The following is an 11,269-nucleotide window of genomic DNA, read 5'->3' on the forward strand; positions in this document are numbered from 1 at the left end:
TTCCGGCCCATTTTATTTCATGGCGAGACTCAATACTTTCTATCTTTCTCCGGATTCGTGGCCCGATGAAGCCTCGCAGGGATGCGAGGTCGTTCTACGTGGTCCGGAGGCCCGGCACATGATGACCGTTCTGCGGACGCCGGTCGGCGCTTCGGTGCGGCTCATAGACGGATGCGGCCGCAGCGGGCTGTTCACCCTTCGCGAGGGCAACAAGAACAAAGCTCTCCTGCTGGCGGATGATATCAGCAGATCCAACCGGCCAATGTCCGGCGTAACGCTCGCCCTTGGCTGGAATAAGTCCAAGCGTCGGGACTGGGTTCTTGAGAAGGCCGTAGAGTTTTGTGCTTCAGGACTGGTTTTCTGGCCGGCAGCACGAAGCGTCGGCAAGGTGCCGGCCGAGCCGAAAGAAAGCTGGCATGACAAGATGATTCAGGCTGCCAAGCAGTGTGAGGCCGTGTATTTGCCGGAACTCTCCACTCTTCCTTCGCTGGATGCCCTGCTCGGCCTTGAAGGGTTCGACCGCCGTGTGCTGGCTTGGGAGGATGCCGAGGGCGCGATACTGGGGCCGGAGCATTTTGCAGGTTCCACACTTGTGGTAGTCGGCCCCGAAGGCGGTTTGAGCGATCAAGAGGCTGAGCGGTTCACGGCGACAGGATTTGAAGCCCTGAGTCTTGGTCGAAGTGTGCTTCGCTGGGAGACGGCGGCCATGCACGCCATGAGCCTTGCGCATTACGCACGGGAGAGAACATGATGAAGCTTGAAATCACGGAAAAGCAGCCGCTGGCGGAGAAGATTCGTCCGAAATCCATGGATGAGTTTATCGGTCAGAGCCATATAATGGACCGTATCACGGCCATCATGGAGGCCAAGCGCTTACCGAGCCTTTTGCTGTTCGGTCCTCCGGGGTGCGGCAAATCCACTCTTGCCCTGCTGCTGGCCCGTGCTTCCGGGCGTTCGTTCCTGCGCGTCAGCGCGCCGGAAGCCGGATTGAGCGCGCTACGCAAAAAGCTACCGGGCTACGACGTGCTCATCCTCGACGAACTGCACCGTTTTTCCAAAGCGCAGCAGGACTTCTTTCTCCCGATCCTCGAAAGCGGCGAGATCACCCTGCTCGCCACCACCACCGAGAACCCGTCGTTCAGCGTAACACGGCAGCTCCTTTCACGGCTGCACGTGCTTCGGCTGCGCTCGCTCTCCCGCGATGATCTTGAGCAGGTGGTGCACCGCGGTTGCGCGGAACTGAAGCTGGAGCTCGAAGAGGATTCTGTGAAGCTGTTGGCCGCGCTGGCCTCCGGGGACGGGCGCACGCTACTGAATCTATTGGAGTACACGGCTCAGCTTCCCGAGAGCCAGCGTACTTCGGAAGAGCTCAGGAAGTCACTCCCCGAGGTGGTCATGCGCGGCGACCGGGATGGTGACTCCCACTATGAACTGGCCTCCGCCCTCATCAAATCCATTCGTGGCAGCGATCCGGATGCGGCGCTCTACTACATGACCGCGCTGTTGGAGACCGGGGAAGACCCGCGTTTCGTGTCCCGCCGGTTGATGATCTCGGCTTCCGAGGATGTCGGGCTAGGCGACCCGCAGGCTCTCTCCATGGCGGTGGCCTGCCATCAGGCGGTGGAGGCGGTGGGGATGCCAGAAGGCGGGATTATCATGGCCGAGACCGCCGTCTATCTGGCTCTCGCGCCAAAGAGCAACTCTACCTATTTCGCGTACCGCAACATGCAGAAGGAGATGCGAGAACACGGCGTGAAGCCGGTTCCCCTGCACCTCAGAAACGCGTCCACCGCGTTGCAGCGCGAATGGGGGTACGGGCGCGGCTATCAGTATCCGCACAATTACCCCAAGGCATGGGTGGCTCAGGAATATCTCCCCTCGGAGTTGGAAGGTCGCACCTTCTACCACCCGAAGGATCAGGGCGCCGAGCCAAAGCTCAATGCGTGGTTGCAGCAGTTCAGGAAAGTCAGGAAGTAGCGTCGAGCAGTCTCTGGACTATGGACGCGGCCTGATTCAGCCGTTGCTCCACATTCCCTCTCAGTTCCGTGAAAGGAAGATTTCGGCCGCGCAGTTCTTTGCGAAACTGTTCCTGTAGTTCAGCCCTCTGCTCCGGCCTGTCCCGTTGGCCGTCAGGCTCCCACGGCACGTCGGTTTCGCAGAGAAAGTAATGATCGCATGGCCTTTCCGCCAGCCGCTTTTCTATCCATTCCGGGCACATTCCGTAATAGTGTCGGTTGTATATGACCGATGAAAGCAGGTCGGTATCGCTGATGACCGGATCGACGCCCGCGGCCTCGGCCTCATTCTCGGCTTTCAGCTGCCCTTTGGCTATGGGGACCGCGTCCTCCAGCGTCAGGGCGCCTCCGGCCGCCTCGAAGTATTCTCTGAGATACTCCGGCACAGGCCTCACACCGAATCGATCGGCCAGAGCCCGGGCAAGCGTGGTTTTTCCCGTACATTCGGACCCGGTGACTACGATACGCACCGTCATGCGCTTTTTCCCGTAAATTCTGGGACTTGCATGGTCCTGCGCCACTGAACGTAGCCAACCACCGCCATTGTGGTGTAGACTGCCATAAGAACCGCGTAGCCGTTCCAGCCCTTCAAGTAGTAGATGAAGATGTAAATGATGTCGGCGATGACCCAGAGTACCCAGTTTTCGAGATATTTCTTGGCGAGCAGGTACTGGGCGATGAGACTGACGACCGTGGTCAGCGCATCCCAGAAGGGAAACGACGCATCCAGAACGCGGCTCATGATGAGCCATGTGGGCAGTGTGGCCGCAACGCCGATGAGGCCGAGCCGTATGCCGAGCTTGCGGCTCACGTGCCTGACCCGTAGCGGCGTATGGTCTTCTCCGCCCCGCAGCCATTGGTACCAGCCGTAAAAGCCCAGAATCACGTATACCAACTGCAAAAATGCGTCGGAATACAGCTTCCCGGTGAAAACCACCACCATCCAGATGCCGACGCTGAGGATGCCGAATGGCCAGCACAACGGGTTCTGTCTGACGCTCAGAACAATGTAGATCAGGCCGGTGAGCGTTGAGATGCGCTCCGGCCAGCCCATGGCCGCCACGAAAGAGCCGACAAAGCCGGCGGCGTCGGCAAATACTTCCAGCATTTTGAACCCTTGTGATTTGTTGGAGTCTTGTCGTTATTTGTAGAGCTTGCGCCACTCTTCAAGGAAGAGGATGGCTGTGTCGAGGCCGGAGAGTTCCCCGTGCCGGGAGCGTATCGCCCAGCACAGGTCCTCGAAGGATGTGTCTTCGGGCAGCGATAGTTCAGCCAGGAGTCCCTTGAGTTCGTCTTTGAGTTCCTCGGGGAACCCTTCGGGATACAGCTCGCTTCTTTCCCTTTGCGGAGGCCAGTTGTCAAGGCGTTCCGACACAAAATCCAGTAGCGTGCGCATACGGTTCGCATATGTGTGCTCGGCCAGAACGCGCTCTCTGCTTCTGGCGGCGATCCTCTCTCGTTCCTGCGGGTTGGCCAGATAATATTCGATCTTGTCTTTCAACTCCTCCATGGAATCAAAAACGGCCAGCTCGCCCTCCTTAAAGGCCTCGGGCATGAGCGTACGGCGGTCAACCAGTTGGAATGCGCCGCAGGCCGCCACTTCAAAGGTGCGCGGGTTGATGAAGTCGCCGTGGGTCACGAGCGTCTTGGCCTGTACCGAGGAGTGCAGGTTCAGGTTGATGGCCGAACCGTTGAAGATCTTGACACATTCCTCCGGAGTGACTCGGCGACCTTCCATTTGCAGATATGGCTCCAGAACGTGATCCCCGTCCCATTCCGTGCCCCAGAGCTTGAAGCCCGGACGGATGAGTTCGCGAAAGGCCATGCGGCGGTTGGGATACCCTGCGCCCATGAAGGAAAGCTCGGCGCCGAATTTTCGTCTGTCCACGCCCGAAAGCTCCAGCGGTTCGTGGAAGTCGGGTTGGGCGGCCAGCGGCAGATACAGACCGTTCTGCTGCCCCACCTCCTGCAGCCCTTCCATGATTCCGTCACGCTGGATAACGGCGAAGACGTCATAATACGGGGCGTATGCCTTCCAGTAGGTAAACAGCCGGTAGTCCTCCACGAACCACATGGCCGTGGCCACCTTGTCGCGTCGCAGCCGCTTGAGGGCCTGAATGGACATTGGAGCCTGCGCCATGGACAAAACCAGATCGGGTTCGAAGGTTTCCACCTTGGCGAGTATCGCCTGAGAAACAACCTGCAGGTACGAGTTCTGAAGATAGTCCAGTCGGTCCGTGGTCACTTTGAGGTCTTCCATCGCCTTGTAGGAAGGGTGGAAGTCGGGCGCCTCGAACACCTCGACAAGGTGTCCGCACTCGCGCATCCCCTGCGCACAGAACCTGCCCACCGGGAGGGACCCCCCATACATGGGAAGAACCACCAGAATTCGTAACCGCTTGTCCATACTGTCCTCTAGAATCGGCCTTGTTTCGACCGAAGTTTATATTAGATATTCTCTAGAAAAAATTTAATATACTGTTTTATTTGATTTTATAGACCAGTTCTTGGGTTGGTACAGTTGCTCGGCCAAAGTGGTGTCAAAGGGGTGAATATCAGCATCCCAGACGTTCAGATGGCTGCCGAGAAAGCGTCTGAAGGCCATCCGCGCCTCCTGCTCCATGTCAGTTCCATGCATGGGGCGGAAGGTCAGGCCGAGTGGGTCGAAGTCGGAGTCGAAAACCGTGACCCCCGCCGGAAGGGTCTCCGGTTTGCCTGTGGCAATGAAGCGGGGAAAGCCGGGGTCGGAGAACGGTGCGAGGCATTTTATCCGGTGCGGGCAAGGTGCCGTCTCCAGGCACGGCAGACAGTCCTGTATGGCCTGGTAGACGGTGTGGCCTTCCCCGTACGGACCGGTCTCGAAACACCAGGCGGATGAAAGGAAAAATGCCTGCACCGGGGTGCCGAGATGTGCGGCAAGGTGCATGGTTCCGGTGTCCGGCGTAACCAGTACGTCAAGGCTGCCCACGACCTCGATCAGTCGGTTCCAGTCCGTTTTTCCTGCGAGGCTTCGGGTGCGGTCGCGAAGTGCGGCGGGCATGCAGTTCATGACTTCCCTGCCGACTGGCGCTTCGGACGCGCTGCCGAGCAGCTGCACTGGTCCGGGGTAACGAGCCGCGAGGACGGCAGCCACAGCCGCGAGTTCCTGCGGCGGCAGGGAGCGCCGGGATTCGCGTCCGGCCAGAACGATTCCCGGACCGCCGCCCTTCGCACGAGCCGGTGGATTTACCTCGCAGCCCGGAATCATCGGGCTTGTGTAGGCGGCCCAGAAGTCCGCGATGTTGATGCCGAGCCTGCGGTTGCCGGTCCAGCGCATGGCCATGGCTGCCCACTCGGGGATGACCTCCTGTCCGTTCTCCCAACGGTGGCCGTGCACGGTCTCAGGGTCGAAAAGCGCGGCGATGCGAAAGCCAAGCGGAGAAAAGTTGAGATTGTATACCTCGTCGAACCCAATGGAGCGGAGGGCGTCGAAGGTTTTTCTGTTATCGACGAGGATCGCGCGCATCGCCGACATGGCGTCCAGTGCGGTGGCGTGGGCGGCGATGTCGTGGACGGTGGCCCGGGTATAGATCGATTCGGCAAGCGATTTGAGAGAGTTGTCCACCAATATGTGGACATCGCCGTCCCCTCTGGCGATGAGGGACGCAATCAGTCGCTTTGTCTGCACGAGGTCGCCGAAACGTGCGGCCTGTATGACGAGATACTGCTTCATTCTTCAGGGCTCCAGATTCGTGTTGTACCCGCAACCTGCGGTCATGGCAAGAAATCGGCCTTCGGGACATTTTACAGCGTCCTTTACTTGATGTAATGTTCCGCGATGCATGATTACCCGGTCTTTCTTTCCCTCGAAAACAAACGCTGCCTCGTGGTCGGGGTTGGCGGTGTCGGGCGTCGCAAAGCCGCATCGCTGCTGGACGCGGGCGTCGGCGAAGTGCTGATGCTCGATACGGGGGACCCTGCCCCGGAGGTCCTGCAGCTGACCGGGGGTGGCAATGCGGTTTTCGAGCAGCGCCCTTTTGAGGAACAGGACCTTGAGGGCCGTTTTCTGGTCTTCGCCTGCACGAGCAACGGCGAGTTGAACGCGAAGATTGCCGACATGTGTGAGGAAAGGGGAACCCTCTGCAATATTGCAGATTGTCCGGAGCGGGCCGATTTCATCGTGCCTGCCGTGTTTCGGCGCGGAGACCTGACGCTGGCCATTTCCACGGGCGGTGCCAGCCCGGCGGTATGCCGAATGATACGCTGCGAACTGGACGACATGTTCGGCGAAGAGTATGCCGCGCTCCTGAAGCTCATGGCGCGGCTGAGGCCGCTCGTGCTCGAACTCGGAATGGAAACCGGCCGCAACACCGCCCTCTTCCGCGAGCTCGCTCGATCCGGGCTGCTTGAGGCTTTTGAGCGGCAGGACCTTGACAAGGCCGGACAAATCCTTGAGGAATTTCTGCCCGCACCGATGCGGGACAACATACCGGAGTTGCTTGATGGGCTTGTTTGAAGTGCTGCAACTGGCCGTTATCGGTCTGTATCTGATTGCGAGTGTGCTGCATATCGTGGGCATCGCCGCGGGAAACACGCGTCTGAAGGGAATTGCCGGCCTCGTGACCACAGCCGGGTTCGTCGTTCATTCGCTTGATATCGGGCTGCTGACCGTCAATCAGGCCGAAATGGTCGTCCTGAGCGAAGGAAGTTTCTACATGAGCATCCTCGCATGGGGCGTGATGGTCATCTATTTTCTGCTCTGGTGGCGCTACAAGCTCGATTTTCTTGCCACCACCGCCCTGCCGCTGGCGCTGATCCTGTTCATCACTTCCCTCGCCCTCGGCGGGGTGTCCGTCAAGCTGCCGCCGCAGTTCACCATGCTTTTCTTCTGGTTGCACATCGGCACGCTCGTGCTCGCCCTCGGCCTTTGCGCCATGGGCTTTGGCGCGGGACTGGCCTTTCTGCATTACAACAGGAAAATCAAGACCAAGGCCGGTCTGGCGAGTCTCGGCAAGGACACCCCCTCGCTGAGCATCTTCGACAGGGTCAACGGCATGGCCGTGGGCGGAGGCTTTCCGCTGTATACCGTGGGCATCGTGTCCTCCTACATCTGGTACTGGATCAATCCCGACAAAATGTTCGTCTGGGATATCGTCAAGGTTTCCTCGCTGGCCGTCTGGGTCGCGTTCGCGTACGTGTTCCACCAGCGCATCATACTCAAATGGCGCGGCAGGAAGCCGGCCGTCGGGATGGTCGTCGTCTTTTCCCTGATGGTTGTTTCCCTGATTCATCACGCCCTGACGTTCAAGCCGTAAGTTATGGAAAACAGAATCTATCTCATCGGGCTCAATCACCGCACCGCCGGCGTGGAGGTGCGCGAGAAGTACGCCCTGACAAATACCGAGAACTTCGAGCAGGCCACCCTTGCCAACTGCCCCGTGAAGGAATGTATGGCGCTCTCCACCTGCAACCGCGTGGAAATCACCGTGGTGGCGGCGGAGGGCGTCCCCGAACACGAGGCCACGGACGCCCTGCTCTCTCACTGGGCGGCGGCCTGCGGCGGTTCCCCCGCCGAACTGGCAGAGCACGTCTACCGGCATCGCGGCCTCGAAGCGGTGAACCATCTGTTCACCGTGGCGTGCAGCCTCGACTCGATGGTCATGGGCGAGCCGCAGATTCTGGGGCAGCTCAAGGACGCCTACCGCGCGTCCGTGGAGAGCGGCACAGCCGGAGTCGTGGTGAACCGCCTGTTGCACAAGGCGTTCTCCGTTGCCAAGCGCGTGCGCACCGAGACCGCCATCGCCTCCAGCGCGGTGTCCATCAGCTACGCTGCCGTGGAGCTCGCCAAGCACATCTTCGGCGACCTCTCCAAGACACGCGCCATGCTCGTGGGCGCGGGCGAAATGGCCGAGCTGGCGTCCACGCACCTGCTCAATCAGGGGGTGAAGGACATCATCATCGCCAACCGCACTCTTTCCCGCGCACAGGAGCTTTCCGAGCGCATGGGCGGCGAGCCCATCCCCATGGAGCGGATGTTCGATCGGCTGCATGACGTGGACATTGTCATCAGCTCCACCGGCTCCCCCACCACGGTCATCCGGGCCAAGGACATCAAGGGCGTGCTGAAGAAGCGGCGCAACAGTCCCATGTTTTTCATCGACATTGCGGTCCCGCGCGATATCGACCCCGACCTGAACAGCCTCGACAACGTATACCTCTACGACATTGACGACCTGAAGGAAGTGGTCGAGGAGAATACGTCCAAGCGTCAGGAAGAGGCGGTAAAGGCCCGTGCCGTAGTGGACGGCGAAACGGAGGCCTTCGGAACATGGCTGCAGTCCTTGGCGCTCAATCCCACCATCGTCGATCTGGTGGACCGCAGTGAGGACATAGCGCGCACCGAACTCATGAAGACCCTCAAGCGTATCGGTCCCGTAGACAGAGAGACCGAAAAGGCACTCGAAACCCTCGTGCTTTCGGTCGGCCGCAAGGTCCTGCACGAGCCCATCTGTTTTCTCAAGCGGCGCACCCGAGAAGAAGGTGTCGCCGACCGCTTTATCGACATGGCCCGGCGCATGTTCAACCTCGACGACGAGGCCATCCCGCCGGAAGCGCACATGGACCGCCGCCGCGGTTCGGACAACTGTGCTCCCGAAGACATTGAAACATTCATCGAATCCACTCGTAAGGATCAGTAACCATGCGTAACTATTATATTGAAGATATCTCCGACGAAAATATCGACCTGTTCGAAGAAAAACTCGGCGCTCTGGAGATGAACGGCCCCATCAAGGGCATCTACTATCTCCCCATTCCCGAGGATATGCTTTCCGACGAACAGGAAGAGCACAAGGAAGAATGCGGTCCCTACTTTCTGGCTCTTGAGGTCATCCGCAACGTGGCCGGAAACATCGTCAAGATGGAGCTGCTGGTCCGCGCACACGGAAAAATCCGCTGCTCCTGCGTGGCCTACTGCACTCAGGAACAGCGCAACCGCATGATCGACTACCTCGACGATCTTTTCGAGGATTTCGGTATCAAGGTGTAGTCATGGAGACGCCCTTCCCCGGCAGTTTCAGGGATTTGCCCCCAAAGTGGGCCCATTTCTGTCTGGGAATCGAACGCTTCATGCGCAACGAGCTCGGTGTCGAGCCCGAGAGCCTGCAGGTCCTCTGCGCCTTTTCAGGCGGGGCGGATTCAACCGCCCTGCTTCTTGCCTTGCATTGTCTATCGCTGAAAAACGGCGGACACGTTCGCGCCGCGCACCTCGACCATGGGCTCCGGCGAGACTCCGGGAAGGATGCCTTGTGGTGCCGTGATTTCTGTGGGCGTCTGAACATTCCTTTCCAGGCAAAGCGTGTGGACATCGCCTCACAGGCCAATGCTGCCGGACATGGCATTGAGGAAACCGCACGAAGCGTTCGTTACGATTTTCTCAAGCAGGCCCTGCACGAGCATAATCTGGACTGGATCGCCACCGGTCATCATCTTGGCGACTTGAGCGAAGACGTGGTCATGCGCCTTGTGCGCGGCACCGGCTGGCCCGGGCTTTCCGGCATGCCCGGCGTGGATCGCGAGAGAAGCCTGATGCGTCCATTGCTGCTGACGGGCAAGAAGACTCTTTGTGCATTTCTGGAGGCGCTCGGTGCGTCATGGTGCGAGGATGAGACAAATACCGACACGGCCATGACCCGCAACCGAATCAGGCATTCCATCCTGCCTCTCGTGCAGGATGAAAATCCCAACTTTTCCGAATCAGTGGTGCGATTGTGGCGCCTCGGTCGCATAGATGAGGCCTACTGGCTTCAAGAGATGGGCAAAGCGCCTTCAGGCGAGCTTTTGCCGTCTGCGGTGCTTGAAGAGGCGCATAAGGCCTTGCGGTTGCGTCTTTACAAAAAATATCTGGACTCAATGGGGTCGGGACAGGCGCTCGCGGACACGCTTCTGAAGATGGATGACGCTTGGCGTGAAGCCAGGTTCGGTGCGGTATTCCAGTTTCCCGGTGACAGGGTAGGCAAAATCACGCCCAAGGGTGTGCTTTTTGGCTTCAAGGATTGACTTCCGCAATCTGGCGCGGTAAGCCATGTGATCTTTTGCACAATCCTAGGAGGAGCAGATATGAACATCCTGATTTTTGGCCCCAACGGCTCCGGCAAAGGCACCCAGGGCACCCTGGTGAAAGACAAGTACGACCTGGATCACATCGAATCCGGCGCCATCTTCCGCAAGCACATCGGCGGCGGCACCGAACTCGGTCTGAAGGCCAAGGAGTACATCAACAAGGGTGAACTGGTACCGGACGACATCACCATCCCGATGGTGCTCGACGTTCTGCAGAACGCCGGTGAACACGGCTGGCTCCTCGACGGTTTCCCCCGCTCCCTCGTTCAGGCTGAAAAGCTGTGGGAAGCCCTCCAGAAGGACGGCGTCGGGCTCGATTACGTCATCGAGATCAAGCTGCCCCGCGAAGTCGCCAAGGCTCGCATCATGGGTCGCCGCCTCTGTGAAAACAACCCGAACCACCCGAACAACGTCGGCATCCCCGCCATCGCTCCCGAAGGCGACACCTGCCGCGTCTGCGGTGGCGCCCTCTCTGCTCGCGACGACGACCAGGACGAGGCCGCAATCGACAAGCGTCACGACATCTACTACGATGAAGAAACCGGAACCATGGCCGGCTGCAACTTCTACAAGAACATGAAGGACGGCGGCTTCAAGGTCATCGAGCTCGACGGCGAACAGTCCATCGACGAAATCAAGAACTACCTGATTTCCCAGCTCGACTAGTTCCTTTCTGCCGGAAAAGGTAAAGGCCCTCCGCTCTGCGGGGGGCCTTTTTTTGTTCATCCGGTTCAATCGTATCGCTTTGTGCGGATAAATTACCTGTATAGCACGAGCTTGATTGTCCATGATCATGTCAGCTGTGATAATGCGTCCGCAACTCTCTGTAAAGTCCCCGTAAAGTAGGGCCATTGCCAAGTAGAGACTTCTGGCTCAAACTGCGCCCAGGAGTTTCGTATGCGCAAATCAAAATTCACTGAGCACCAGATCGTCAGGATCCTCAAGTCTGTGGAAGGCGGACGGACCGTCAAGGACGTATGCCGTGAAAACGGCATCAGCAACGCCACCTACTACAAGTGGAAATCTAAATACGGAGGCATGGAGGCATCCGACATCCAGAGGATGAAGGATCTCGAAGCCGAAAATCGCAAACTCAAGCAGATGTTCGCTGACCTCAGCCTGGAAAACACTGCGCTCAAGGACATCATCGAAAA

Annotated in this window: 13 protein-coding genes; 9 read left to right on the top strand and 4 right to left on the bottom strand. The window is 58.9% G+C overall.

The window, feature by feature from the left end; genetic code table 11:
• The first annotated feature begins 19 nt into the window (after positions 1-19).
• The gene (locus tag BR24_RS15955) at positions 20-751 is read left to right on the top strand and encodes an RsmE family RNA methyltransferase (RefSeq protein WP_496542466.1); all 732 of its coding nucleotides are present in this window, start codon (positions 20-22) and stop codon (positions 749-751) included.
• Complete coding sequence (locus BR24_RS15960) at positions 751-1,977, top strand: replication-associated recombination protein A (RefSeq protein ID WP_496542480.1); 1,227 nt, start codon at positions 751-753, stop codon at positions 1,975-1,977. Before BR24_RS15955 ends, BR24_RS15960 begins: the two co-directional genes overlap by 1 nt.
• On the opposite strand, the gene BR24_RS15965 is transcribed toward BR24_RS15960, so the two are convergent.
• From BR24_RS15965 to BR24_RS15980, 4 genes are all read right to left on the bottom strand, one after another.
• Positions 1,967-2,491, bottom strand: a complete 525-nt coding sequence (locus tag BR24_RS15965) for an AAA family ATPase (RefSeq protein ID WP_496542467.1) — start codon at positions 2,489-2,491, stop codon at positions 1,967-1,969. The genes BR24_RS15960 and BR24_RS15965 overlap by 11 nt on opposite strands.
• Complete coding sequence (pnuC, locus tag BR24_RS15970; protein WP_496542468.1) at positions 2,488-3,123, bottom strand: nicotinamide riboside transporter PnuC; 636 nt, start codon at positions 3,121-3,123, stop codon at positions 2,488-2,490. Before pnuC ends, BR24_RS15965 begins: the two co-directional genes overlap by 4 nt.
• Before the next feature lie 33 nt (positions 3,124-3,156).
• Entirely contained in the window at positions 3,157-4,422 is a 1,266-nt protein-coding gene (locus BR24_RS15975) for a CgeB family protein (RefSeq protein WP_496542469.1), read from the bottom strand.
• Positions 4,423-4,485: 63 nt separating this feature from the next.
• Positions 4,486-5,727 (bottom strand): glycosyltransferase family 9 protein, encoded by a 1,242-nt coding sequence (locus BR24_RS15980; protein WP_496542470.1) that lies wholly within the window; start codon positions 5,725-5,727, stop codon positions 4,486-4,488.
• 105 nt (positions 5,728-5,832) lie between these two features.
• On the opposite strand from BR24_RS15980, the gene BR24_RS15985 reads away from it, so the two are divergent.
• From BR24_RS15985 to BR24_RS16015, 7 genes are all read left to right on the top strand, one after another.
• Positions 5,833-6,510 carry a precorrin-2 dehydrogenase/sirohydrochlorin ferrochelatase family protein gene (locus tag BR24_RS15985; protein WP_496542471.1) on the top strand — a complete coding sequence of 226 codons (678 nt, stop codon included), beginning with the start codon at positions 5,833-5,835 and terminating at the stop codon, positions 6,508-6,510.
• Entirely contained in the window at positions 6,497-7,309 is an 813-nt protein-coding gene (ccsA, locus tag BR24_RS15990) for a cytochrome c biogenesis protein CcsA (protein ID WP_496542472.1), read from the top strand. Before BR24_RS15985 ends, ccsA begins: the two co-directional genes overlap by 14 nt.
• A 3-nt stretch (positions 7,310-7,312) precedes the next feature.
• Positions 7,313-8,692 carry a glutamyl-tRNA reductase gene (hemA, locus tag BR24_RS15995; RefSeq protein ID WP_496542473.1) on the top strand — a complete coding sequence of 460 codons (1,380 nt, stop codon included), beginning with the start codon at positions 7,313-7,315 and terminating at the stop codon, positions 8,690-8,692.
• A 2-nt stretch (positions 8,693-8,694) separates the two neighbouring features.
• Positions 8,695-9,042 (top strand): hypothetical protein, encoded by a 348-nt coding sequence (locus BR24_RS16000; RefSeq protein WP_496542474.1) that lies wholly within the window; start codon positions 8,695-8,697, stop codon positions 9,040-9,042.
• Positions 9,043-9,044: 2 nt separating this feature from the next.
• Positions 9,045-10,052, top strand: a complete 1,008-nt coding sequence (tilS, locus tag BR24_RS16005; RefSeq protein ID WP_496542475.1) for a tRNA lysidine(34) synthetase TilS — start codon at positions 9,045-9,047, stop codon at positions 10,050-10,052.
• Between the two features lie 60 nt (positions 10,053-10,112).
• Positions 10,113-10,781: an adenylate kinase gene (locus tag BR24_RS16010; protein WP_496542476.1), complete on the top strand. Its 669-nt coding sequence runs from the start codon at positions 10,113-10,115 to the stop codon at positions 10,779-10,781.
• Between the two features lie 231 nt (positions 10,782-11,012).
• On the top strand, positions 11,013-11,269 hold a 257-nt coding region (locus BR24_RS16015), incomplete at its 3' end, for a transposase (RefSeq protein WP_496539862.1).

The sequence above is a fragment of the Pseudodesulfovibrio halophilus DSM 5663 genome (assembly GCF_059568665.1).